This window comes from Acidovorax sp. Leaf160 (assembly GCF_001424265.1).
Lineage (GTDB): Bacteria > Pseudomonadota > Gammaproteobacteria > Burkholderiales > Burkholderiaceae_C > Paracidovorax.
Genome location: NZ_LMOV01000024.1, coordinates 110,320 through 134,521 on the forward strand (window position 1 = coordinate 110,320; position 24,202 = coordinate 134,521).

Annotated in this window: 25 protein-coding genes; 13 read left to right on the forward strand and 12 right to left on the reverse strand. The window is 68.8% G+C overall.

The genetic code is table 11. The features are described from left to right. Nucleotides 1-11 precede the first annotated feature (11 nt). Nucleotides 12-461: a transcriptional regulator NrdR gene (gene nrdR, locus ASF94_RS14095; RefSeq protein WP_056667538.1), complete on the forward strand. Its 450-nt coding sequence runs from the start codon at nt 12-14 to the stop codon at nt 459-461. A gap of 232 nt (nt 462-693) precedes the next feature. On the opposite strand, the gene aroC is transcribed toward nrdR, so the two are convergent. Next, nucleotides 694-1,791, reverse strand: coding sequence for a chorismate synthase (gene aroC, locus ASF94_RS14100; protein WP_056667541.1), 1,098 nt, complete (start codon nt 1,789-1,791; stop codon nt 694-696). Between the two features lie 242 nt (nt 1,792-2,033). After that, nucleotides 2,034-2,486 carry a CBS domain-containing protein gene (locus ASF94_RS14105; RefSeq protein ID WP_056667544.1) on the reverse strand — a complete coding sequence of 151 codons (453 nt, stop codon included), beginning with the start codon at nt 2,484-2,486 and terminating at the stop codon, nt 2,034-2,036. 101 nt (nt 2,487-2,587) lie between these two features. Here ASF94_RS14105 and ASF94_RS14110 point away from each other — a divergent pair, with 101 nt between their 5' ends. The 3 genes from ASF94_RS14110 to ASF94_RS14120 all read left to right on the forward strand — a co-directional run bounded on the left by ASF94_RS14110 (nt 2,588) and on the right by ASF94_RS14120 (nt 5,173). Further along, complete coding sequence (locus tag ASF94_RS14110; RefSeq protein WP_056667546.1) at nt 2,588-3,898, forward strand: O-acetylhomoserine aminocarboxypropyltransferase; 1,311 nt, start codon at nt 2,588-2,590, stop codon at nt 3,896-3,898. Nucleotides 3,899-3,900: 2 nt separating this feature from the next. Further along, entirely contained in the window at nt 3,901-4,710 is an 810-nt protein-coding gene (locus ASF94_RS14115) for an alpha/beta fold hydrolase (protein ID WP_056667548.1), read from the forward strand. Between the two features lie 91 nt (nt 4,711-4,801). Continuing rightward, nucleotides 4,802-5,173 (forward strand): DUF962 domain-containing protein, encoded by a 372-nt coding sequence (locus ASF94_RS14120; RefSeq protein ID WP_056667551.1) that lies wholly within the window; start codon nt 4,802-4,804, stop codon nt 5,171-5,173. Between the two features lie 46 nt (nt 5,174-5,219). Here the strand turns inward: ASF94_RS14120 and ASF94_RS14125 are convergent, their stop codons facing one another. Together ASF94_RS14125 and ASF94_RS21360 are read right to left on the reverse strand one after the other, a co-directional pair. Further along, on the reverse strand, nt 5,220-5,957 hold the full coding sequence (locus ASF94_RS14125) for an HAD family hydrolase (RefSeq protein ID WP_056667554.1): 738 nt from the start codon (nt 5,955-5,957) through the stop codon (nt 5,220-5,222). A 65-nt stretch (nt 5,958-6,022) separates the two neighbouring features. After that, on the reverse strand, nt 6,023-6,352 hold the full coding sequence (locus ASF94_RS21360) for a hypothetical protein (RefSeq protein ID WP_156382547.1): 330 nt from the start codon (nt 6,350-6,352) through the stop codon (nt 6,023-6,025). Between the two features lie 200 nt (nt 6,353-6,552). Here ASF94_RS21360 and ASF94_RS14130 point away from each other — a divergent pair, with 200 nt between their 5' ends. The 3 genes from ASF94_RS14130 to ASF94_RS14140 all read left to right on the forward strand — a co-directional run bounded on the left by ASF94_RS14130 (nt 6,553) and on the right by ASF94_RS14140 (nt 9,180). After that, a complete protein-coding gene (locus ASF94_RS14130; protein WP_056667557.1) occupies nt 6,553-7,179 on the forward strand; it encodes a helix-turn-helix transcriptional regulator in 627 nt (208 codons plus the stop codon). A gap of 214 nt (nt 7,180-7,393) precedes the next feature. Then, nucleotides 7,394-8,386, forward strand: coding sequence for a ferrochelatase (gene hemH, locus ASF94_RS14135; protein ID WP_056667562.1), 993 nt, complete (start codon nt 7,394-7,396; stop codon nt 8,384-8,386). A gap of 77 nt (nt 8,387-8,463) precedes the next feature. Then, complete coding sequence (locus ASF94_RS14140) at nt 8,464-9,180, forward strand: glutathione S-transferase N-terminal domain-containing protein (protein WP_056667565.1); 717 nt, start codon at nt 8,464-8,466, stop codon at nt 9,178-9,180. 79 nt (nt 9,181-9,259) lie between these two features. Here ASF94_RS14140 and ASF94_RS14145 read toward each other — a convergent pair whose 3' ends face one another. Further along, nucleotides 9,260-9,664 (reverse strand): polyhydroxyalkanoate granule-associated phasin, encoded by a 405-nt coding sequence (locus tag ASF94_RS14145; protein ID WP_056667568.1) that lies wholly within the window; start codon nt 9,662-9,664, stop codon nt 9,260-9,262. A gap of 658 nt (nt 9,665-10,322) precedes the next feature. Between ASF94_RS14145 and ASF94_RS14150 the strand changes: the two genes are divergently transcribed. Further along, nucleotides 10,323-12,560: a TonB-dependent siderophore receptor gene (locus ASF94_RS14150; protein ID WP_056667571.1), complete on the forward strand. Its 2,238-nt coding sequence runs from the start codon at nt 10,323-10,325 to the stop codon at nt 12,558-12,560. A 157-nt stretch (nt 12,561-12,717) separates the two neighbouring features. Here the strand turns inward: ASF94_RS14150 and ASF94_RS14155 are convergent, their stop codons facing one another. From ASF94_RS14155 to ASF94_RS14165, 3 genes are all read right to left on the reverse strand, one after another. Then, on the reverse strand, nt 12,718-14,238 hold the full coding sequence (locus tag ASF94_RS14155; RefSeq protein ID WP_056667574.1) for a tripartite tricarboxylate transporter permease: 1,521 nt from the start codon (nt 14,236-14,238) through the stop codon (nt 12,718-12,720). Then, nucleotides 14,238-14,813 (reverse strand): tripartite tricarboxylate transporter TctB family protein, encoded by a 576-nt coding sequence (locus ASF94_RS14160; RefSeq protein WP_056667577.1) that lies wholly within the window; start codon nt 14,811-14,813, stop codon nt 14,238-14,240. The genes ASF94_RS14155 and ASF94_RS14160 overlap by 1 nt, the downstream gene beginning before the upstream one ends. A gap of 150 nt (nt 14,814-14,963) precedes the next feature. Next, entirely contained in the window at nt 14,964-15,923 is a 960-nt protein-coding gene (locus tag ASF94_RS14165; RefSeq protein WP_056667580.1) for a tripartite tricarboxylate transporter substrate binding protein, read from the reverse strand. A gap of 130 nt (nt 15,924-16,053) precedes the next feature. Between ASF94_RS14165 and ASF94_RS14170 the strand changes: the two genes are divergently transcribed. Next, on the forward strand, nt 16,054-16,737 hold the full coding sequence (locus ASF94_RS14170; RefSeq protein ID WP_056667583.1) for a response regulator transcription factor: 684 nt from the start codon (nt 16,054-16,056) through the stop codon (nt 16,735-16,737). Beyond that, the gene (locus ASF94_RS14175; RefSeq protein WP_056667586.1) at nt 16,734-18,182 is read left to right on the forward strand and encodes a sensor histidine kinase; all 1,449 of its coding nucleotides are present in this window, start codon (nt 16,734-16,736) and stop codon (nt 18,180-18,182) included. The genes ASF94_RS14170 and ASF94_RS14175 overlap by 4 nt, the downstream gene beginning before the upstream one ends. Before the next feature lie 31 nt (nt 18,183-18,213). Here the strand turns inward: ASF94_RS14175 and ASF94_RS14180 are convergent, their stop codons facing one another. Together ASF94_RS14180 and ASF94_RS14185 are read right to left on the reverse strand one after the other, a co-directional pair. After that, nucleotides 18,214-18,981: an amino acid ABC transporter permease gene (locus ASF94_RS14180; protein ID WP_056667588.1), complete on the reverse strand. Its 768-nt coding sequence runs from the start codon at nt 18,979-18,981 to the stop codon at nt 18,214-18,216. 185 nt (nt 18,982-19,166) lie between these two features. After that, complete coding sequence (locus ASF94_RS14185) at nt 19,167-19,934, reverse strand: basic amino acid ABC transporter substrate-binding protein (RefSeq protein WP_056667591.1); 768 nt, start codon at nt 19,932-19,934, stop codon at nt 19,167-19,169. 248 nt (nt 19,935-20,182) lie between these two features. Between ASF94_RS14185 and ASF94_RS14190 the strand changes: the two genes are divergently transcribed. Further along, entirely contained in the window at nt 20,183-20,608 is a 426-nt protein-coding gene (locus ASF94_RS14190) for an RNA-binding S4 domain-containing protein (protein ID WP_056667594.1), read from the forward strand. Nucleotides 20,609-20,699: 91 nt separating this feature from the next. Here ASF94_RS14190 and ASF94_RS14195 read toward each other — a convergent pair whose 3' ends face one another. Further along, a complete protein-coding gene (locus tag ASF94_RS14195; RefSeq protein ID WP_056667596.1) occupies nt 20,700-21,005 on the reverse strand; it encodes a hypothetical protein in 306 nt (101 codons plus the stop codon). A 351-nt stretch (nt 21,006-21,356) separates the two neighbouring features. Beyond that, nucleotides 21,357-22,769, reverse strand: coding sequence for a metalloprotease PmbA (gene pmbA, locus ASF94_RS14200; protein ID WP_056667599.1), 1,413 nt, complete (start codon nt 22,767-22,769; stop codon nt 21,357-21,359). Between the two features lie 110 nt (nt 22,770-22,879). On the opposite strand from pmbA, the gene yjgA reads away from it, so the two are divergent. Both yjgA and mog read left to right on the forward strand, forming a co-directional pair. Then, entirely contained in the window at nt 22,880-23,545 is a 666-nt protein-coding gene (gene yjgA, locus ASF94_RS14205; protein ID WP_056667602.1) for a ribosome biogenesis factor YjgA, read from the forward strand. After that, the gene (gene mog, locus ASF94_RS14210) at nt 23,538-24,185 is read left to right on the forward strand and encodes a molybdopterin adenylyltransferase (protein WP_056667606.1); all 648 of its coding nucleotides are present in this window, start codon (nt 23,538-23,540) and stop codon (nt 24,183-24,185) included. The genes yjgA and mog overlap by 8 nt, the downstream gene beginning before the upstream one ends. Nucleotides 24,186-24,202 lie beyond the last annotated feature (17 nt).

The window sequence follows — 24,202 nt, forward strand, 5'->3', positions numbered from 1 at the left end:
CCCGCCGTTCGATGAAGTGCCCCTTCTGCAGCCATGCCGAGACCCAGGTCGTCGAGACCCGTGTTTCGGAGGACGGGGACTTCATCCGGCGCCGCCGCCAGTGCGGCGCCTGCGAAAAGCGCTTCACCACCTACGAGCGGCCCGAGGTGAACTTTCCCGCCGTGGTGAAAAAGGACGGCCGGCGCATCGACTATGACCGCAGCAAGCTGCAGGGCTCGTTCAAGCTGGCACTGCGCAAGCGCCCGGTGAGCACGACACAGATCGACTCGGCGATGGAGCGCATCGAGGAAAAGCTGCTCAACCTGGGTCAGCGCGAGGTGATGTCCAACCGCATCGGCGAACTGGTGATGCGCGAACTCAAGAAGCTCGACAAGGTGGCGTACGTCCGCTTTGCCAGCGTCTACCGCAGCTTCGAGGACGTCGACGAGTTCCGGGCGCTGGTCGACGAGGTGCGCAAGTAGGAAGCTGGCTAGGCTCGCCGCTTTCTGGGCGGGCCTGCACCGGAGCGCTTGCCATCGCTATTGCCCGGGCATTGCCCAGCTATTGCCACCGCATTTGCTATTAATTTTATAGCAACAAGTGCTTGATCCATAAGCGCCAGAGGCCTTTTCGACCGAAATCGGGGCCACAAACGCACCCCAAAATCAAAAGACCAGCCGGCACGCAGCCCGCTGGTCTTTTCACTGAGGCGCTTCAGCCCAGCGATGCCTTGATCGGAGGCACGTCCAGCGCCACGTCTGCGCATTGCGCGCGGTGCCGCAGTGCATGGTCCATCAGCACCAGCGCCAGCAGCGCCTCCGCGATGGGCGCGGCGCGAATGCCGACGCAGGGGTCGTGCCGGCCCTTGGTGATCACCTCGGTGCTCTGGCCCAGCACGTCGATCGACTCGCGCGGGCTGATGATGGAACTGGTCGGCTTGATGGCGATCGTCGCCTCGATGTCCTGCCCGCTGCTGATGCCGCCCAGGATGCCGCCGGCGTTGTTGCTGGCGAAGCCGCCGGGCGTGAGCGAGTCGCCGTGCGTGGTGCCGCGCTGCGCCACGCTGTCGAACCCCGCACCGATCTCCACGCCCTTGACCGCGTTCAGCCCCATGAGGGCATGCGCGATGTCGGCGTCGAGCTTGTCGTAGAGCGGCTCGCCCAGCCCCACCGGCACGCCGGTCGCCTGCACGCGCAGCCGGGCACCGCAAGAGTCGCCCGCCTTGCGCAGTGCATCCATGTAATTTTCCAGCGCCGAGACATCGGCGACCGGTGCGAAAAACGGGTTGTGGGGCACGTGCTCCCAGCTCTCGAAGGGAATCGGCAGCTCGCCGATCTGGGTCATGCAGGCGCGGAACGCCGTGCCGTACTTTTCGCGCAGCCACTTCTTGGCCACGGCGCCGGCCGCCACCGTGGGCGCCGTCAGCCGCGCCGAAGAACGTCCGCCACCGCGCGGATCGCGGATGCCGAACTTGTGCCAGTAGGTGTAGTCGGCATGGCCCGGGCGAAAACTCTGGGCGATGTTCGAGTAGTCCTTACTGCGCTGGTCGGTGTTGCGGATGAGCAGGGCGATGGGCGTGCCGGTGGTGCGGCCTTCGTACACGCCGGACAGGATCTCGACCGCGTCGGGTTCCGCCCGCTGCGTGACGTGTCGGCTGGTGCCTGGCCGCCGGCGGTCCAGGTCGGCCTGGATGTCGGCCTCCGACAGTTCCATGCCTGGCGGGCAGCCGTCGATCACGCAGCCGATGGCCGGGCCGTGGGATTCACCGAAGTTGGTGACTGCGAAAAGGGTGCCGAGTGTATTGCCGCTCATGGCGCGGGATTATCCCAGAGCCCCATCGGGCGCCGGTGACGTGCAGCCCCACCGACGAAGAAAAGCGGCGTCAGAGCCAGTCAACGGGCACGGGGTCTGCGCCGGCACGGCCTCGCCCGTCAGATGGCCGCGGAGCAGGCCAAGCCAGCAGACCCCGCGGCACCGGCTTCGCCGGGCCGCTGGGGTCGTCCCCCTTCCCGGCGTGCGCAGCGCGACGAAAGAAGGGGAAGCCGCGCAGCGGCTCAGGGGGTTGGTGCCTTTTCTTCAGGCCAGTCGCGGATGTAGGCTTTGAGCATCTGGTTCTCGAAGTTCTGGCTGTCCACCACCGCCTTGGCCACGTCGTAGAAGCTGATCACGCCCATCAGCATGCGCTGGTTCATGACCGGCATGTAGCGGGCATGGCGGCCCAGCATCATGCGGCGGACTTCGTCCATCTCGGTTTCCAGCGTGCAGGTGAGCGGCGCATCGTCCATGGCGGTGCGCACCAGCATCGTGCCCACGCTGCCGCCGTTCTTGACCGTCGCCTGGATCACCTCGCGGAAGGTGAGCATGCCGACCAGATCGCCGTGGTCCATCACCACCAGGGAGCCGATGTCCTTCTCGGCCATCACCTGCACCGCCTGCGACAGCGGCTCGTCCGCCGTCACCGTATAGAGCGTGCTGCCTTTGACGCGAAGGATGTCACTGACTTTCATGGGTGTCTCCGGGGATTCAGGCCCGCGCGTGCGGCGGGAATACAGCGAAAGAATATAGCCCACAATGTCTCGCACATCCGTACACAGGAGACAAGAGACCCATGCCCGGCTATTCCGATCCCGGCTTCGACACGCTGGCGCTGCACGCCGGCGCCGTGCCCGACCCTGCCACCGGCGCGCGCGCCGTGCCCATCCACCTCACCACGTCGTTCGTGTTCGAGTCGAGCGACCACGCCGCATCGCTCTTCAACCTGGAGCGGCCGGGCCACGTCTACAGCCGCATCAGCAACCCGACCAATGCCGTGCTGGAGCAGCGCGTGGCCGCCCTGGAAGGCGGGGTCGGCGCCATCGCGGTGGCCAGCGGCCAGGCCGCCCTGCACCTGGCGATCTGCACGCTGATGGGCGCCGGCAGCCACATCGTCGCCAGCACCGCGCTCTACGGCGGCTCGCAGAACCTGCTGCACTACACCCTCCGCCGCTTCGGCATCGAGACCACCTTCGTGAAGCCCGGCGACATCGACGGCTGGCGCGCTGCGGTGCGCCCCAACACCAAGCTGTTCTTCGGCGAGACCGTAGGCAACCCCGGCCTGGACGTGCTGGACATCCCCACCGTGGCGCAAGTGGCGCACGACGCCGGGGTGCCGCTGCTGGTCGATTCCACCCTGACCTCGCCCTGGCTCGTCCGACCGTTCGAGCACGGCGCCGATCTGGTCTACCACTCGGCCACCAAGTTCCTGTCGGGTCACGGCACGGTCATTGGCGGCGTGGTGGTGGATGGCGGCAGCTTCGACTGGGAGGGACCCCGCTCGGCAGGCAAGTTCACCGAGCTGACCCAGCCCTACGAAGGTTTCCATCAGATGGTGTTCACCGAGGAATCCACCGTGGGCGCCTTCCTCCTGCGGGCGCGGCGCGAAGGGCTGCGTGACTTCGGCGCCTGCATGAGTCCGCACACCGCCTGGCTCATCCTGCAGGGCATCGAGACGCTGCCCCTGCGCATGGAACGGCACATGCGCAACACGCAGCGCGTGGTCGAATTCCTGGCTGCCCAGCCCTTCGTGGCGCGGGTCGGCCATCCGCTGCTGGAGTCGCACCCGAGCCACGCGCTGGCGCAACGGCTGCTGCCGCGCGGCGCCGGCTCGGTCTTCAGCTTCGACCTGAAGGGCACCCGCGCGCAGGGCAAGGCCTTCATCGAGGCGCTGAAGGTGTTCAGCCACCTCGCTAACGTGGGCGACTGCCGCAGCCTGGTGATCCACCCGGCCAGCACCACGCATTTCCGCATGAGCGACGAGGCGCTGCAGCAGGCGGGCATCTCGCAGGGCACTATCCGCCTGTCCATCGGACTGGAGGATGCGGACGACCTCATCGACGACCTGAAGCGCGCGCTGAAGGCCGCCGAGAAAGCGGGAGGCTGAGCATGTACCTCGACGTCAACGGCGCCGCCGCCTATTGCTACACCGGCGGCAAACCCTTCGATGGGGCCAAGCCCACCGTGGTGCTGATCCACGGCGTGCTGAACGACCACAGCGTCTGGGCGCTGCAGAGCCGCTACCTGGCGCACCACGGCTGGAACGTGCTGGCGGTGGACCTGCCCGGGCACTGCCGCAGCGCCGGCGATGCGCCCGAGAGCGTGGAGCGGGCGGCGGATTTCGTCATCGCCCTGCTCCAGGCTGCCGGTGTGGAGCGCGCAGCGCTCGCCGGCCACAGCTGGGGTTCATTGATCGCGCTGGAGGCGGCCGCCCGGCTGCAGGACCGTGCCACGCACCTGGCGCTGGTCGGCACGGCCTACCCCATGAAGGTGTCGCCCGCCCTGCTGGACGCAGCCCTGAACGAGCCCGAGAAAGCGCTGCGCATGGTCAACGTCTTTTCGCGCAGCACGCTGGCGCCGCCCTCGGGCGCGGGCGCCTGGGTGTTCGGCGCGGGCATGGCGCTGGGCCGGCGCGTGCTGCGCTCCAACACCGCCGTCAACGTGTTCCACCGCGGCTTCCAGGCCTGCGACCGGTACACGGGCGGCGAGGCGGCCATGGCCCGCGTCACCGCGCCCGTGCTGTTCGCCCTGGGCGGGCAGGACCAGATGACGCAACCGAAGGCAGCACAGGGCCTGATCGCAGCGGCGCGGTCGGCGGGGCTGCCGGTCACGGTGATCGGTCTGCCCAGCGGGCATCACCAGATGTCGGAAGCGCCCGACGAGACGCTGTTCGCGCTGCGGGACTTCCTGGCGCGCTGATCGCGGGGCCGGCCCCCTGGCGCAGCGGCCGGCCGGCTTCTACACTGGTCTGGAGCGCCTCGCCCTTCCAGAAGGCGCCCGGAGACACGTCATGCCCATTCCGACCCAGGCTGCGCCCTCGCCGCGAGCATCGCAAACCGCCGGCACCGCGCCAGTGGACCCGCGCAGCTTCCGGAGCTTCGCGGAGTTCTACCCGTTCTACCTGACCGAGCACAGCGACCGCACCTGCCGGCGCCTGCACTTCGCCGGCTCCACGCTGGCGCTGGCCTGCCTGGCGCTGATGGTCGCCACCGGGCATCCGGGGTGGTTGCTCGCAGGACTGCTGTGCGGCTACGGCTTCGCCTGGGTCGGGCACTTCGTGTTCGAGAAGAACCGGCCCGCCAGCTTCAAGCGGCCGCTCTACAGCTTCATGGGCGACTGGGCCATGTACCGCGACATCTGGCGCGGCAAGGTTTCCATGTGAAATCAGGCCCTGGCGCTTGATACGCCTTGGTCTTCAGCTATTTAATTCATAGCACCGTATTCCACAGCGCGCAGAGACCGCGCAGGTCGGTCACCGTGGCATGCGGCAGATGCGTGTCGTCCAGCGGCCAGGGCTTGCCGGTGCGGTTGATCCACACCGCCTGCATGCCGGCCGCGACCGCGCCCTGCGCGTCCATCGCCGCGTCGTCCCCCACATGCAGCACCTCGTGCGGCGCCACGCCGGCGGCCTCGGCGGCGGCCAGGAAGATGCGCGCATCGGGCTTGGCCACGCCGAACTCCCGCGCACTCACGCTGGCGCGGAAGTACTGCCCGATGCCGATCAGCTGGATGTCGGCATTGCCGTTGGACAGCGCCACCAGCGGGTGCCGTACAGCCAGGCACTCCAGCGTCTCCAGCGCGTCTTCATACAGATCCACCCGCTGGCGCTCCGCGAAGAACACCTCGTAGCCCCGCTCGGCCAGCGCCGTGTCCTCGCCGGCCGCATGCAGCGCGGCGCGAATGCTCTCGCGCCGCAGGGCGCTCAGGTCGTGCGACAGCTGCGGGTGCGCGGCTACCACCCCGGCCCGGATGGCGCGGGCCGTCTCCGGCACCGCCAGCAGCGCAGCCGTGGCTGGCGCGGTGGTCAGCAGCCAGGCCCGCAGCGCCTGCTCCGCCCGCTCGATGGTGGGCCAGACCGGCCAGAGGGTGTCGTCCAGGTCGAGGGTGATGGCACGGACGCGGCTGAGGTCCAGCAGGGGGGTACAGGTGTTTGCGTGGGAAATCATGGCCCGAGCATATTCGCCCGCCCCGCCCCGCCCCGCCTCCGGGCGAGGGGCCTGAAGGCCTCTGCCTAGCCGCCCCATCCGACATTCCACTCCATAGAATGCAGAGAAAGGAGAGGTTCATGCACGAGCGACACCGCTACATCGTAGGTCGGCTTTACGACGGTGTTCTGTCGCCCACCGACTGGTACGGAGGCATGGAAGCCTTCAGAGATGCTGTGGGAGGCATGAACTTCCATCAGCTGACCGTGGACTTGCAAGCAAGAACGGTGCTGGAAAGCATTACCAGCGCCGGCGACGACGAAGGCGTCAGCAACTACGAGCAGCATTACGCTTTGATCGACGAACGAGTTCCAGCCATGATGCGACTGGGTCAAGGCGAAATGCTGCTGGACCATGAGCACTTCAGCGAACGCCACATGTCGCGCAGTGCCCTTTATGCCGATTGCCTCGCTCCCATGGGCATGAAGTACACCATGGGCCTGATGCTTCGCGTCGAGGGCAGCGTGCAGCAGTATGTAGGCTTCATGCGTGCCTCGGACAGACCCCGGTTCAGTGAGAAGAGCGTCGTTTCGCACTGCATCTCATTCCCGAAGTCATGCGCGCGGCACGCCTGCGAGCCCGCACCATCCAACTGGCACAGCAGGCAGCCCTCGGCCTGGCCGCGCTCGACGCCCTGCCCCAGGCCATCGCCCTGGTGGACGCGCACTGCCGCATCCAGCACTGCAACGCCGCTGCCGACCGGCTGCTTTGCACGCCAGGCGCCATGCACGTGCGGCACGGCCGCCTGCAATGCGACGAGAGCGCCGCCCAGGCGCAGTGGCGGTGCATCGTGGCGGCCGCTTGCATGCGCCAGGGCACGGGCACGGCCGGCACGTTGATGGCCAAGTCGGGCACGCGCAGCCTGGTGGTGACCGTGCTGCCCATCCATGCCCACCATCCGGCGGCGTTCATCGAAACGCCCCTGGCCCTGGTCGTGCTGCACGACCCGGACGCGCCCCAGGGCATGGACCCGCGCCTCATCGCCGACATGCTGGGCCTGTCGCCCACCGAAACCCGGCTGGCGCTCATGATCGCCTCGGGCAAGACCATCAAGGACTTCGCCGTGGCCGAGGGTATGAGCTGGCACACCGCGCGAACGCATATCAAGAATCTGCTGCGCAAGACGGGTTGTCGGCGGCAGATGGAGATTGCCGCGTTGCTGCGGTCGCTCAGGATGGGGTGATGCCGGTGCCGGGACGGGCGCCTGGCCGACCTGCGGGTCGAGCGTTGCGTCGGAGCGGGACACCGAATTTCCCGCCGCCCGGGGTGCTCAAAGGGAAGCAGAAGCTCTGAAGCCGGAACGCTGTCTGGGTCAACGCTTTTAGGCCTGCTCGGCAGATTGGCTTGGCGCAGGCGTCCTGTGTAGCGGCCGCGGCGCTGCCACAATCGCAGCCCATATGTCTGCACGCACCGCCATCCTGCTCTGCAACCTCGGCACCCCCGACGAACCCACCGCCCCCGCCCTGCGGCGCTACCTCGCGCAGTTCCTGGGCGACCCGCGCGTGGTGGAGATTCCCCGCGTGGCCTGGCTGCCCATCCTGCACGGCATCATTCTCCGCATCCGGCCGGCCAAGTCGGCGGCCAAGTACGCCAGCATCTGGATGGCCGAGGGCTCGCCCCTGGCCGTGTGGACGGCCCGGCAGGCGGTGATGCTGCGCGGCTGGCTGGGGGAGGCCGGGCTGGGCGTCGTGGTGCGCCCCGCCATGCGCTACGGCAACCCCTCCATCGCATCCCAGCTCAAGGCCTTGCAGGACGAAGGCGTGGACCGCGTGCTGGTGCTGCCGCTCTACCCGCAGTATTCCGCCACCACCACCGCCAGCGTGGTGGACGACGTGACGGCCTGGGCCCGGCGCCAGCGGCGGTTCCCGGAGCTGCGCTTCGTCAACAGCTACCACGACCACCCGGCCTACATCGATGCGCTCGCCCAGAGCGTGCGCGCGCACTGGGCGCGCGAAGGGGGCCCGGCGGAGCAGCTGGTGATGAGCTTTCACGGCATTCCCGAACGCAACGTGCGCCTGGGCGACCCCTACCAGGCCGAGTGCCTGACCACCGCCCGGCTGCTGACCGAAGCGCTGGGCCTGGCGCCCCACCAGTTCCGCGTGACCTTCCAGTCGCGTTTCGGCAAGGCCAAGTGGCTGGAGCCCTATACCGAGCCCACGCTGATTGCCATGGCGCAGGGCGGCACCCGCAGGGTGGACGTGATGTGCCCGGGCTTCACGGGCGACTGCCTGGAGACGCTGGAGGAAATCAACATGGAAGCCCGCGAAGCGTTTCTGCACGCGGGCGGGCAGGAATTCCGCTACATCCCGTGCCTGAATGACAGCAACGCCTGGATCACCGGCCTGAGCCAGATCGCACAGCAACATCTGGGCGGCTGGCCGGTGCGCTGACCGGCGCCACCCACCCGCCGCCGACCGCAGCCAACCCACCGCCATCCACCGCCATCCACCCCCTGCTGGAGACCCGCATGACGAACCCGCTCGATGCCTTTCCCATCACCCGCAAATGGCCGGCGAAGCATCCGGAGCGGCTGCAGCTGTATTCGCTGCCCACGCCCAACGGAGTGAAGGCGTCGATCATGCTGGAGGAGACAGGCCTCGCTTACGAGCCGCACCGCGTGGCGTTCGACGCGGGCGACCAGCTGTCTCCAGAATTCCTGTCGCTGAACCCGAACAACAAGATTCCGGCCATCATCGATCCGGACGGCCCGGGCGGAAAACCCCTGGCGTTGTTCGAGTCCGGCGCCATCTTGGTCTATCTGGCCGAAAAGACCGGCCGCTTCCTGCCGCCGGACGCCGCAGGCCGCTACCACGTGCTGCAGTGGCTGATGTTCCAGATGGGCGGCGTAGGGCCGATGTTCGGCCAGCTCGGCTTCTTCCACAAGTTCGCCGGCAAGGAATACGAAGACAAGCGGCCACGCGACCGGTACGCCGCCGAATCGAAGCGATTGCTGGGGGTGCTGGACGGCCAGCTGGCAAAGACGGAGTGGGTTGCGGGCGACGCGTACAGCATCGCGGACATCGCCATCTTCCCCTGGATTCGCAACCTGGGCGGCTTCTACGAGGCGGGCGAGCTGGTGGGCCTGGACGATTTCCGGCATGTGCAGCGGGCGCTGGCTGCCTTCGTGCAACGCCCCGCCGTCCTGCGCGGTCTCGAAATTCCTGCAACGCCTGCCGCCGGCTGACCGGCGCGCCTTTCAGCCGGGCCGGCTGCCGCCGGCCGCCGGCCGCCGGCGGGGTCGGGTCACGCCAGTGGCCCGCCTTTCATAGGCGGTTCAGCCGCTTGGCATTGGCGACCGCCGCAGCGCGCACCGGCGCCAGCCCCTTGCCCATGACGCCCATGGCCGCCGCCTGCCACTGCGCCGCCAGGGCTTGCTGACCTGCCCAGGCGGTCGCGCCCCAGGGTGTGAACCAGCTGCGCGCCATGCCCATCGCCAGGGCGGGCGCGGCCACCATCGACTGCGTGGCCATGGCCATCCACGCCTGGGCAAACGCGGTCTGCTTCTCGGCCACCATGCGGGTGAACTCGCGCTGGTCGCGGGCCGATGGCTGGGCGCCGGCCGCCGCCATGCGGGCCAGGCGATGCGCGATAACCTGCGGAGCAGCGATGGACAGCTCGGTGCCCTGGCGCCACAAGGCAGCCGCTTGGCGTTGATTGTTGCGTGTCATCTTTCAGCGCTCCTGGGCTGTCGCCCGTCCGTGGTGGTTCGGCAGACGCTGGAATCAGCGCCGTCAGCGCCATGCTGCACCGGCTGCGGCCACCGCCGCGTAGGCAGAAAGCGCAGCCCTGGTTGATAACGGTTCTCATTCTTTATAGAATGCCGCCTTTGCAAGCACGCTTCTCTGGTGGGGGGCCCCCGAAGGACAACGCGGTCCTTCGGGGGGGGGCCTGCGAAGACCGGCCCGGTCGTCCGCAGACCTACCCGCCGCCCCTGCCGGCGGCTGCCACGCAGCCATTCCCCGCATCGCCCGCCCTGCTCCGGACTCTGTCGCCCCGCTGCCTTCGGCGGAAGGAGGCGAGGTTCCTGCCCCCTTCCAGATTTTTAATGCCCAGCCGTTGCCCGTACGCCACACGGGAATGTAAACAATTCTCATCTACTGCGAGAATTGCGACGGCTCTCCGGTGTGGACCGGTGGATCGTCGCAGCCGCTACCGCGTGCGGGCGGTCCACGAGGCCAGCGTCAGCACCTGACCCGGGCTGACCCCGGCTGACCCCGGGTGACCCCGGGTGACCCCGGGTGACCCCGGGTGACATCGACTGACATAACCCGCCACCTGCTGAGCCCGCATCCCTTTGCTTCCAGCCCCTTTTCGCCCAGGCACGCCATGACCCGACTTCACCCCATCGCAGCTGCAGCCGCGCTGCTTGCCCTGCACACGCTGAGCGCGCACGCCCAGACGACCGCGCCCGCCGTCCCCGTCCCCAATGCCGCCACTGCAGCAGAACTGCCCACCGTGGACGTCAGCGCCAGCGCCGACGCCTCCGCCCAGGGCCTGTCCCCCGCCTACCCCGGTGGGCAGGTGGCGCGCGGCGGCCGGGCCGGCATTCTGGGCACGCGGGACAACATGGAGACCCCCTTCTCCATCACCAGCTATACCAACGAGCTGATCCAGGACCGCCACGCCCGCAGCGTGGGCGACGTGCTGCAGAACGACCCTTCCGTGCGCATGGCGCGCGGCTTCGGCAACTTCCAGGAGTCGTATTTCATCCGCGGCTTCATCCTCAATTCCGATGACGTCGCCTACAACGGCCTGTTCGGCCTGCTGCCGCGCCAGTACATCGCCACCGAGCTGTTCGAGCGGGTCGAAGTGCTGCGCGGCGCATCGGCCTTCCTGGTGGGGGCCAGCCCGAACGGCGGCGGCATCGGCGGCAGCATCAACCTGCTGCCCAAGCGCGCTCCCAACGAGCCGCTCACCCGCATCACCACCAGCGTGGACGACAGTGGCAATGCCACCGTGGCGACCGACATCGCGCGCCGGGTGGGGCCGCAGGGCGACACCGGCATTCGCCTGAACGCGGCCTACCGCGGCGACGGCACGGCGGTGGACGACGAGAAGAGCCGCCTGGGCCTGGTCTCCCTGGGTGCCGACTGGCGCAGCCGCGACGTGCGGCTCTCCGGCGACATCGGCTGGCAGGACAACCGCCTGAAGCGCACGCGGACCAACGTCACCCCTTCGGCCAGCATGACGGCCATTCCGGCGGCGCCGGATGCGGGCTCCAACTGGGCGCAACCCTGGACGTATTCCAACGAAAAGGACATCTTCGGCACGCTGCGCGGCGAATGGGACATCGCCAGCGACGTCACCGCCTGGGCCGCCTACGGCCTGCGCCGCAGCAAGGAGGCCAATTCGCTGGCCAACGTGACGCTGACGGGCGCGGGCAATGGCGACATGACGACCAGCCGCTTCGACAACGCCCGCAAGGACCAGGTGGACACGGGTGAACTGGGGCTGCGCGGCAAGCTGCGCACCGGCGCCGTGGGCCACGAATGGGTGGCGTCGCTGTCCGCCTTCCATTTGAAGAAGGACAACGCCTATGGGCTCAGCTCCGGCTTCACCCTGGCCAGCAATCTCTACAACCCGGTGCGCTACCCGGTCACCCCGCTGACCTTCCTGGGCAACGACCTGGCCGATCCGGCCTACAACGGCGGCACCAAGCTGCGCAGCTTCGCGCTGGGCGACACGCTCTCGTTCCTGGACAACCGCGCGCTGCTCACCATCGGCGCGCGCCACCAGAAGATCGAGGTCGAGTCGGTCGCCTACCGCACGGTCTTCAACGGCGCGGTGAGCAACCCCGGCGGCGCCAGCACCGTGTATGAAGGCAGCCGCACCAGCCCCGTGCTGGGTGCGGTGTTCAAGCTCACGCCGCAGGTGTCCGTCTACGGCAACTACATCGAAGGACTGGTGCAGGGCGACACCGCCCCGGCGACCTCCGGCGGCGTCCGCGTGATCAACGCCGGCGAGAACCTGGCGCCGTACGTCTCCAAGCAGAAGGAAGTGGGCGTCAAGTACGACGGTGGCCGCGTGGGCGGCGGCATCGCGCTCTTCTCCACCGAGAAGCCGCGTTCCGTGCTGGTGGACAACCGCTTCACGTCCGAGGGCGAAGACCGCCACCGCGGCGTGGAACTGACCGTGCACGGCGAGGCCATGCGCGGGCTGCGCCTGCTGGGCGGCGCCACCTGGCTCGACGCCCAGCAGCGCAGCACCGGCAGCAGCACCACCGACGGCCAGCGCGTGATCGGCGTGCCCCGCCTGCAGGCCACGCTGGGCGCGGAATGGGATGTTCCCGGCGCGAACGGCTGGGCGCTGGACGCCCGCAGCGTCTACACCGGCAGCAGCTATGCCAATGCCACCAACACCCTGCGGGTGAAGGGATGGACGCGGCTGGACCTGGGGGTGCGCTACCTGACCGGGTGGAACGGTCGCGCCCTCACCTTGCGCGCGCGGGTCGACAACGTGGCCGACAAGAACTACTGGGCGTCCGTGGGCGGCTACCCCGGATCGGGTTACCTGGTGCTCGGCGCACCGCGCACCTTCACGGTCAGCGCCAGCGTGGATTTCTGAGCCCCGCGGGCCCCGTGGGCCCCGCGAGCTCCAGGCCTGCGACGGACCGCCACGGCCCGTCGCGGTTATCCCAAAAAGCACAACGCCCGGTTCGAGACCGGGCGTTCTTGCGCATGGCTGCCGCATCCACCGGCCGCCCCAGTGGCGGCCGCGCGACTCACGCGTCCAGTGGCTGCAGCCGCTGCAGCTTGCGCCGCGCCATCGTCTTCATCACCCGCGGCACGATCAGCACCGCGAGCACGATCGCCAGCAGCGTTACCGACATGGGGCGTTGCAGGAAGACCATCCAGCTGCCCTCGCCGATGGAGATGGCGTTGCGCATCTGCGCTTCGGCCAGCGGCCCGAGGATCATGCCCACCACCACCGGAGCGGTCGGGAAGTCGAAGCGCCGCATCAGCACGCCCAGCAGGCCGATGCCGTAGAGCAGGAACAGATCGAAGGTGCTCTGGCGCATGCCGTAGGCCCCCACGGTAGCGAAGATCAGGATGCCGGCGTACAGCTGCGGCTTGGGCACCTTCAGCAGCTTCACCCACAGGCTGACCATGGGCAGGTTCAGCACCAGCAGCATGATGTTGCCGATGTAGAGCGAGGCGATCAGCGCCCACACCAGCGTGGCCGAGGTGGTGAACAGTTGCGGGCCGGGGTTGATGCCGTAGTTCTGGAAGGCGCCCAGCAGCACTGCCGTGGTGTTCGACGTGGGAATGCCCAGCGTCAGCAGCGGAATCAGCGCGGCCGTCACCGTCGCGTTGTTGGCAGCCTCGGGGCCGGCCACGCCCTCGATGGCGCCCTTGGTGCCGAACTCGGCGTGGTCTTCTCCCTTGGCCAGCTTCTTCTCGGTGGCGTAGCTCAGGAAGGTCGGGATCTCGGTGCCGCCGGCGGGGATGCAGCCGAACGGCGTGCCGATCAGCGTGCCGCGGATCCATGCCGGCACGGAGCGCTTCCAGTCGCGCTTCGTCATGTGCACGCGGCCCAGGCGGTTCTGCGTGTCGATCACCTTGCCCTCGTACATGGCAGCGTGCAGCACCTCGGCCACGGCGAACAGGCCCACCGCCACGAGCACGATGTCGATGCCGTCGAGCAGTTCGGGCTGGCCCAGCGTGTAGCGGGCGGCGCCGGAGATCTGGTCCATGCCGATGCAGCCCAGCGCCAGGCCCACGAAGAGCGCGGTCATGCCGCGCACGGTGCTCTTGCCCAGCACCGCGCTCACGGTGGTGAATGCCAGCACCATCAGCATGAAGTACTCGGGCGGGCCCAGCTTGACGGCGAAGTCGGCCACGTAGGGGGCGAACAGCGTCACCACCACGGTGGCGATGGTGCCGGCGATGAACGAGCCGATGGCGGCGGTGGCCAGCGCGGCACCCGCGCGCCCGCTCTTGGCCATCTTGTTGCCTTCCATGGCCGTGACCATGCTGGCCGTCTCCCCGGGAGTGTTCAGCAGGATCGACGTGGTGGACCCACCGTACATGGCGCCGTAGTAGATGCCGGCGAAGAAGATCATCGAGGCCGTGACCTCCACCTTGGCGGTGATGGGCAGCAGCATGGCCACCGCCACGGCGGGGCCGATGCCGGGCAGCACGCCCACGGCGGTGCCCAGCGCGCAGCCCACCAGGGCCCAGAGCAGGTTGGCGGGCGTGGCCGCGGTGGCAAACCCTGCCAGCAGTGCGTCGAAGATTTCCATCACAGCCACCCCGTGTTCGTCAGGCCCGGCAGATTGATCGCCAGGAATTGGGTGAACGCCCAGAAGACGGGCGCCGAGATCAGCAGGCCGGTGACCAGATCGGTGATCCAGGTGCGCACCTGCCCCGCCGCAGGCTGGCCCGCCGCGCGGCGCAGGCCCTGCACCGCGAGCATGTAGCACAGCGTGCAGCTCAGGATGAAGCCCAGGGTGGTGATCAGGGCGGCGTTCAGCAGCAGGCCGGCCGACACCCACACGAACGCGCCCTTGTCGGCACGCTCCGCGCCGGTGGCGGCGTCCAGTTCACGGTAGCCGCCGGAAAGCGCTTCCCACAACAGGAAGATGCCGCAGACGGCCAGCACCGCCGACACCAGCCAGGGCAGGAAGTTGGGGCCAACGCCGCCATAGCCCGAATTGGACGGGATGTCGAGCGCGCCCCAGGCCAGGCAGGCCGCGGTCACCAGCACGCCGGCGCCCACGGCGACCTGCATGCGGGTTGCGGGCACGCCTGCGGCGCCGGGCGGCGGCGGCGGTGACGCATCGCCTGCGGTAAGGGGGGAATTCAGTGGTTCAGTCATGGGGTAGCTCCTGATGGCGGGCGCGGCGACGGACACCGGACCCGACAAGGCGGCAATGCGGCATGCAGCGCTGCACCCGCCCGCCAGGGCCGGATGCGCCGCACACCGGCTCCGCCGTGCCGGGCGGAGCAGGGGCGCATGTGCGCCAGGTCAGACCATGCCGGCCTTGACCATGGTGGCGCGCAGGCTGGCGAATTCCGCATCGACGAAGTTGCCGAATTCGTCGCCCGCCAGCCAGGCGGGCGTCCAGTCGTTCTTCTCCAGCGACTCGGCCCAGCTCTTGCTCTTGAGCGCAGCGGCCACCATGTCGATCAGCGCCTTGCGCTGGGCCGGCGTGATGCCGGGCGCCGCGTACACGCCGCGCCAGTTGCCGATCTCCACGTTGATGCCCTGCTCCTTGAGCGTGGGCACCGACGAGCCCTTGAGCCGCTGCGCCGACGTGACCGCCACCGGCACCATCTTCTTGGTGTTGATGTATTCGGCCATCTCGCTGTAGCCGCCGCCGCCGATGGTCACGTTGCCGCCCAGAATGGCAGCGATGGCTTCGCCGCCCCCACGGAACGCCACGTAATTGATCTTGGCCGGGTCCACGCCGACTTCGCGGGCGATCATGGCCGCCGCGATGTGCTCGGTGGAGCCGCGCGAGCCGCCGCCCCACTTCACGCTGCCGGGGTCCTTCTTCAGCTGCGCGATCACCTCGGCCATCGACTTGTAGGGCGAGTTGGCGGGCAGCACGAAGACGTTGTATTCGCTGGTCAGGCGCGCGATGGGCGTGGCCTGCGACAGGTTGACCGGCGGCTTGCCGGTGATGATGCCGCCCAGCATCACGGCGCCCATCACCATCAGTGCGTTCGGGTCGCCCTTGGAGCCGTTGACGAACTGCGCCAGGCCGATGGCACCGGCCGCGCCGCCCTTGTTGTCGTAGGTGACGGAAGACGCCACGCCCGCATCCTGCAGCGCCTTGCCCAGGGCGCGACCCGTGGTGTCCCAGCCGCCGCCGGGGTTGGCGGGCAGCAGCATCTTCACGGCGGCAGCGGCGTGGGCCGACAGGGGCAGCGTGCCGGCGGCCGCGAGGGCGGCCAGGGACTTGAGGAAGGTATCGCGACGCATGGATGTCTCCTGTTGTGGGTGCAATCTGACGCAGCGGATGATGCGCGCGCTTCCTGTCAAATGGCTGTCCGCAGACTCAGGGAAAACACCCACCTGCCGGCTGGGCAGTGCCGATGCTAAGGTGCCGCGCATGCAACTTTTACTCGTGGAAGACGACGCCGCCATGCAGGCCACGCTGCAGCGATCGCTGACGCGACGCGGAATGGAAGTGACCGCGCTGGGCGACGGGCGCGCGGCCCTGGCGCAGTGGACGGCGCAGCCGCCCGATGCCGTGGTGCTGGACCTGAGCCTGCCAGGCCTGGACGGCCTGCAGGTGCTGCAGCAGGCCCGCGCCCGTGGCCTGCGCACGCCCGTGCTGCTGCTGACGGCGCGCGGTACGGTGGGCGACCGCGTGCTGGGCCTCAATGCCGGCGCCGACGACTACCTGCCCAAGCCGTTCGACCTGGACGAGCTGGAAGCCCGCCTGCGCGCCCTGCTGCGCCGCAGCGGCGAGCCTTCCGAAGCCAAATCGGCCACGGGCGCCCTGCAGATCGGCGCCATACGCTATGAAAAAGATAGCGGCGCCATCTACCTGGGCAACGAGGTGATGGAGTTCACCCCGCGCGAGTTGGCGCTCATGCACGCGCTGCTGGCGCAGCCGGGCCACGCGGTGACCAAGGAGCGGCTCTACGAGCTGGTCTTCCCCGGCCAGCTGGACGTGCAGTACGAGGCCATCGAGGTCGTGGTGTACCGCCTGCGCAAGAAGCTGGTCGGCACGCGCCTCACGCTGATGACGCTGCGCGGCCTCGGCTACCTGCTCAAGGCCGAGGCGTGAGCCGCAGCGCCCCGCGGTCGGCGGCCCGCTCGCTGCGCCGGCAGCTGCTGGTGGGCATCCTGGTGCCGGTGATCGCCTTCGTGGTGTTCAACACGCTCAGCCTCTACCGCGAGACGCTGGATTCGCTGCACACCGCCTACGACCGCACCCTGCTCGCCTCCACCAAGAGCATCAGCGAGCAGCTGGACGTGAGCGGCTACGACGACGCGGCCATCCTGCGCGCCATCGTGCCGTATTCGGCGCTCGAAACCTTCGAGGCCGACAACCAGAGCCGCATGTTCTATCGCGTCTCCAACCTGCACGGCGAGCTGGTGTCGGGCTTTGCCGAGCTGCCCGTCTGGCGCGGCCGTATCCCGGCGCGGCCGCCCTACTCCGCGCTGGTGGATTTCTACGACGACGAGTTCCGCGGCCAGCCCGTGCGCGTGGCCGTGCTGCTGCAGCCGGTGTCGTCGCCCAACGGGCGCGGCATGGCGGTGATCCAGGTGGCGGAGACGCTGGAGCTGCGCCAGGCGCTGGCGCTGCAGATGCTGTGGGCCACCGTCGCGCGCCAGGCGCTGCTGGTGGCCGTCATCGCGCTCATCGTGGTGCTGGTGGTGCAGCGCGCCACGCGGCCCGTGCGCCAGCTGAGCGCCCACCTGCAGGCCCGCTCGGAGGAGGAGCTGAGCCCGATCTCGGCCCCGTCTGCACCGCGCGAGCTGCAGCCGCTGATCGACGCGACCAACGGAGTGATGCAGCGCCTGGCCTATCTGCTGGAGCACCAGAAGCGCTTCGTGCGCGATGCCTCGCACCAGCTGCGCACGCCGCTCGCGGTGCTCAAGACCCAGGTGCAGTCCGCCTTGCGGGGCGATGCTCCGCCGGACCAGGCCCTGCGCGAGATCGGCGACACGGTGGACCGCGCCACGCAACTGGCCAACCAGATGCTGGCGCTGGCCAAGGTGGAGCAGCTGCGCCAGCAGAGCACGCCGCCGCTCACGCGGCTGGACACGGTGCTGCGCGAGGTGGCGCTGGACCTGTCGCCCCTGGTGGCGCAGAACGACCTGGACTTCGGCATCCATACCGACGCGGCGCCGATGCAGGCGCACGAATGGATGCTGCGCGAACTCACGCGCAACCTGCTGCACAACGCCGTGCGCCACGCGCCGCCGGGCAGCACGCTGACCGTGGACCTGCGCACCGACGGCCGGCACGCCGCCCTCACCATCGCCGACCAGGGGCCCGGCATCGACGCGGAACTGGCGACGCGGCTCTTCCAGCCGTTTTCGGCCGGCGACATCCGCACCGGCTCGGGGCTGGGCCTGGCGATCTGCCAGGAGATCGTGCAGGCGCTGGGGGGCAGCATCACGCTCACCAATCGGCAGCAGGGGGGCCGCACCGCCGGGCTGGACGCCGTCGTGCGGGTGCCGCTGGCGGCCGAGCCGGGTGGGCCGCCCCCGGTTCACGCGTGAGCCGGCTGGTGGCCGCCGGCCCGCGCGCTGATCACACCCGGTCGCTGCGGGCCAGGTGGTTCTCCAGCCGGCGCAGACCGCCGGTCAGCGCCAGCGTCATCAGCCAGTAGGCGAGCGCGATGGCGAGGTACGGCTCCCAGTAGCGCGAATAGGCGCCCGCCACCGTGCGGGCGGCGTAGGCCATCTCGGCCAAGCCGATCGCGGAGATCAGCGAGGTGTCCTTCAACAGCGAAATCGCGTTGTTGCCGAGCGGCGGCAGCATGCGGCGAAACGCCTGCGGCAGCACCACGTAGCGCATCACCTGGCCGGGCGTGAAGCCCAGCGACCGGCCGGCGTCGGACTGCCCGCGCGCGATCGACTGGATGCCGGCGCGGAACACCTCGGAGATGTAGGCCGCGGAATTGAGCGTCAGCGCGACGATGCCGGAGATCAGCGCGCCATGCTCCTGCTTGAGGGTGCGGGCGAAGTCCCCCGTCACCAGCAGCCCCGACGTCGGGTGGATGAAGAGCGGCATCACCGCGAAGTGCATGAGCAGGATCTGCACGAAGAGCGGCGTGCCGCGAAAGAAGCTCACGTAGACCGTGGACGGCCAGCGCAGCAGGTAGCGGCACACCCAGCTCCACGGCGCATGGCGCGCCTGGGCCAGCCGCGCCAGGGCGAGCAACAGGCCCCAGAGGCCGCCCGCCAGCACGCAGACCACGGTCACCCCGAGCGTCATCCAGGCGCCCTGGATGAACAGGTCCTTGTACTCCACCAGGATGTCCGGCCGGAACCAGCCAAACCACTCGACAGGCTCCATGGCCTCTTCCTCTCACGAATCACGGGAATCACGGAAAGCACGGGGCCGTCCAGCCCTTGGCGGACTGTGTGCCGCAGGCAGGTCATGGGCCGCTGTGCAAAAAGCGAAGGCGGGCGCGATAGGCGCCCCACCGACGGCCCGCCGGGCCGCCTGGTTCCCGCCGGCCAGCGGCGGGTGGCTTCAGATCAGCGCGGCTGGTAGTCCTTGCCGAACCACTTCTTGTAGATCTGGTTGTAGCTGCCGTCGGCGCGGACGGCGGCCAGGCCGGCGTTGAGCTTGGACTGCAGTGCCTTGTCGCCCTTCTTGACCACGATGCCGAAGCCCTCGACGGGGAATGCCGGGTCTTCGACGGTCTTGAGCGCCGGAGTCTGCGACACGCGGTATGCGATCACGCCGTTGTCGCCGATGGCCGCATCGACGCCGCCGCCCGCCAGCTCGGAAATGATGAGCGGCGTGCTCTCGAAGCGGCGGATGTTGGGACTGGTCTTGCCGAATTCGCGCGAGGCCACGTCATCGGCGGTGGATGCATTCACCACCGCGATCTTCTTGCCGGCCAGGTCCTTCAGCGAAGTCACCGTGCTGGCCTTCGGCACGGCGATGAGCTGCTGCGCCGCGAAATAGGGCTCGGTGAAGTCGTAGCTCTGGCGGCGCTTGTCGTTGATCGTGACGCCGGAGATCACCAGATCCACGTCGCCGTTGTTCAGCGCGGCGAAGATGCCGCTCCAGGGCGTGTTCACGATCTTGATCTGCAAGGACTGCTTCTTCGCGATGGCCTGGATGATGTCGATGTCGAACCCGACGATCTGCTTGTCCTTGTTCTCGAACGCGAAAGGGGCGTAGGTGGCGCTGGAGGCGACGGTCAGCACGCGGTCCTGGGCTTGGGCAGCCAGGGGAACCGACAGTGCCGTGGCAAGGCCGAGGCCGATGGCGAAAACGCGGCGGGATAGGTGCATGGGGAGCGATCGTGGTGGCTGAAAACGAAGCGGGGAAGTATAGGCGCAGGGTTTCGGCGAGCCAGCCTGCCGCTCGTCTGCCCATCCGCCCGGCCGGCCGAGGCTGGAGTGGCGCCTGGAGACTCCAACGGGCTCCAATCGGCTCCAATGGGCTCCAATGGGCTCGAATGGGCTCGAATGGGTTCCCATCGACGCTTCCCATGCCCGACCCGCGGCGCCGGCACCGTCGCAGGGGCACAATCACGGCAATGACCACCTTACCCATGGTATCGATGCGGCTGGACAAATGGCTCTGGTGCGCACGCTTCTACAAAACGCGCAGCCTGTCGGCGCAAGAGATCGACAAGGGCCGTGTCACGGTCAATGGCCAGCTCGCCAAACCGTCGCGCGAGGTTCGGCCGGGCGACACCCTGGTGCTGCGCCAGGGGCCGGTAGAGCGCACGGTGAATGTGCGTGCATTGAGCGGCATGCGGGGGCCGGCGCCCGTCGCCCAGCTGCTGTATGAAGAGACCGCCGACAGCCTTGCCAAGCGCGCGGAAGCCGCAGAGCTGCGCCGGCTGGCGCCTGAACCGGCCTCGACCCTGCAGGAGGGCCGGCCCACCAAGCGGGACCGCCGCAACATCGACCAGGCGCGGGACTGGGGCCAGCGCTGGAGCGCATCCATCGACGATTGAACGCGCGCCGTCGGCCCTTGGCGGCGGGCACGAAACACACCGCTACCCGGTCGGGTGGCAGGTGCCTGGTGCGGGTGCCGGGTGCCGGGTGTCAGGCGGCCAGCGGCTCCGGGAAATAGGTGGCCAGGGCGTCGCCCTCGCCGGCCAGCAGGCTCAGGTACGACGGCGCTACCGGCTTGTCGCAGGGCTCGGCACGGAAACGCACGGCCACATCGGCGGCGGCGGGCGAGAAGAACAGGTGCACCCGGTCTGCGACGGAATCGTAGCTGGAGAACAGCGCACGGCCGGAGCCGGGCTTGTCCATCAGGAAACGGGCCATGAAGATTTGCTGAATCTGACGGGCGGGCTCGAACGCCTTGCGATCGCTGCCCAGGTCCAGGCGATACCAACTGCTCACGATAGCCTCTCACCGGCGAACCGGAAAAATGGAGATGGGGCTATCCTAGAAAACCCTGAGGCGGTGCGCAGTCGCAGCCGGCGCATGCGACCGTAGGACAGCGCCGCACCCCACCTCCTGAGGCCGCAAGTTCCGCGCCGAAAAGTGCTGGCCGGTCGCATCCGCAGTCGAGGCGGGGGCACTCAACAGCGCGTTTCCATCAGACGGCACATGCGGGTGACGCAAACGGGCGACTCAGCCATAAGATCACTTCCGTCGGCCCTCCAGCCGACAACCCTCCCTTTGCTTTTCAAGCAATTCGACCCGCTTCGGCGGGTCTTTTTTTGCCTGAACGGGAGGGCTGGGCCGCCGTCAGCTGCCCGCCACCTTCATGCGGTTGATGAGCACGGAGCCCACGGTCTTGGCGCCGTAGTTGTAGGCATCGCCACCCACCGCCTCGATGCCGCGGAACATGTCCTTCAGGTTGCCGGCGATGGTGATTTCGTGCACGGGGAACGCGATCTCGCCGTTCTCCACCCAGAAGCCGCTGGCACCGCGCGAATAGTCGCCCGTCACGTAGTTCACGCCCTGGCCCATCAGCTCGATCACGAAGAGCCCGGTGCCGAGCTTCTTCAGCATGGCATCCAGATCGTCGCCCGGCCGGGTGTGGCGCGAGGTGAGGCTCAGGTTGTGCGAGCCGCCGGCATTGCCGGTGGTCTTCATGCCCAGCTTGCGCGCCGAGTAGGTGGACAGGAAGTAGCCCTCGACCCGGCCGGCGTTGACTACCTTGCGGGCCGCCACGCGCACGCCTTCCTCGTCGAACGGCGAGCTGCCCTTGCCGCGCAGCAGGAACGGGTCTTCCACCACGTCGATGTGCTGCGGGAAGACGCGCTGGCCCAGCGAGTCGAGCAGGAAGGTGCTCTTGCGGTAGAGCGATCCCCCGCTCACCGCCTGCACGAAGCCGCCCAGCAGGCCCGCGGCCAGGGGCGATTCGAACAGCACCGGGCATTCGGTGGTCGCGATCTTGCGGCTGCCCAGGCGGCTCAGGGCGCGCTCGGCAGCGTACCGGCCGATGCGCGCAGGATCCGCCAACTCGGACGCGTCGCGCATGGAGCTGTACCAGGCGTCACGCTGCATCTCGGCGTTGCGGCCTGGCAGCGAGGCAATGGGCGCCACCGACATGCTGTGCCGCGAGCTGGCATAGCCGCCCCGGAAGCCGCGCGTGTGGGCGCTGAAGAAATGGCTCTGCTGCGCCGAAACGCCCGCGCCTTCGCTGTTGGTGATGCGCTTGTGGGTGCCCAGCGCCGCTTCCTCGCATTCCAGCGCCAGCCGCGCCGCGGTTTCGCTGTCGATCGCCCAGGGGTGGAAGAGCTGCAGGTCGCGGTGCGTGGCCTCGGGGGCGATGTCGGCCGCGTCGGGCAGGCCGGCCACGGGGTCCTCTGCGGTGAAGCGGGCGATGTCGTGCGCGGCCTGCACCGTGCGTTCGATGGCCGCGAGCGAGAAGTCGGACGTGCTGGCATTGCCGCGCCGATGGCCCACGTACACCGTCACGCCCAGCGACTTGTCGCGGTTGCGCTCCACGGTTTCCAGCTCGCCCTTGCGCACGTTCACCGACAGGCCGCAGCCTTCCGAGGCCTCGGCGCCCGCGTCGGTCGCGCCGAGCTTCAGTGCATGCGCCAGGGCGTGGTCGACGAGGCCTTCGAAGAAGGACCGGGTGTAGCTGAAGCCGTTGTCGGCGGGGGCGGAATCTGCGCCGTGGGCGGCGTGTGCACGGGGTGTATTCATATCGGCAGCTATGATACTTGCCGCCCCCCGGCGCCATGGAGCCGGGTCTTTTTCTTTCGGGGCGCGCCACGGCTTGCTGCCGCGCCCCTGTCTCCTTTCCCGCCCCCACCATGTCACGCAAACCCACCAAAGGCTACTTCGTGCGAGGCCAGTTCGTCGCCGAAGGCAGCGAACTGGACATTCAGCTCAAGGCCGAACTCAAAGGCACGAGCGAGTCGAGCCGCACCGACCTGAAGCGCGAAAGCGATGCGCTGCAGAACCTGGGCCGCGACCTGCTCACGCTGCGCGCCGACCTGCTGGAGCGCCTGCAGTTGCCGGAAAAGCTCCTGGAAGCGCTGGCCGAAGCCCGGCGCATCACCAACTTCGAGGGCAAGCGCCGCCAGATGCAATACGTCGGCAAGCTGATGCGCAAGCTCGACGAGGCCACGGTGCAGGCCGCGCAGGCCGCCCTGCAGGAGCAGCACAGCGGATCGGCGAGCGAGAAGCTGGCGCTGCACCAGGCCGAGCAGTGGCGCGAGCGCCTCATCGCCGAAGACGGCGCGCTGGCCGAATGGCTGGAGCAGTTCCCGCGCACCGACACCCAGCAGATCCGCGCGCTGATCCGCCAGGCCCGCAAGGACGCGCAGCCCGAAGGCAAGGTCGCCAACGTGCAGGTGTCGCAGGGCCTGGCCCCGCGCAAGGGGCGCGCCTACCGCGAACTGTTCCAGCTGGTGCGCGAGCAGATGGACGACGCTGGCACCGAGGCCCACGACGAAGGAACGCAGACCGATGCCTGACACCACGCAAGCCTCCACGCAGCCCACGGGCTCGTCGCCCGATCCGCGCTGCGATGCCGTGCGCATCGGCATCGTCTCGGTCAGCGACCGCGCCAGCAGCGGCGTGTATGAAGACAAGGGCCTGCCGGCCCTGCAGGACTGGCTGGGTCAGGCGCTCTGGAACCCGCTGAGCTTCGAGCCGCGCCTGATCGCCGACGACGAGGCCACCATCGCGCAGACGCTGCGGGACCTGGTGGACGTTTCCGGCTGCGACCTGGTGCTGACCACCGGCGGCACCGGCCCGGCCCTGCGCGACGTGACGCCCGAGGCCACGCTGGCCGTGGCGCACAAGGAAATGCCGGGCTTCGGCGAACAGATGCGCCAGATCTCGCTGCACTTCGTGCCCACGGCCGTGCTGTCGCGCCAGGTGGCGGTGGTGCGCGGCAAGGCGCTCATCATCAACCTGCCGGGCCAGCCCAAGGCGATTGCCGAAACCCTTGGCGGGGTGAAGGATGCCGCCACGGGCGCGCAGACGGTGCCGGGCATCTTCGCGGCGGTGCCGTACTGCATCGACCTGATCGGCGGCCCGTACATCGAGACGCGCGAAGCGGTCTGCAAGGCGTTCCGGCCCAAGCACGCGCTGCGGCCACCGCGCGACTGAACCGGCTCCAATAACGG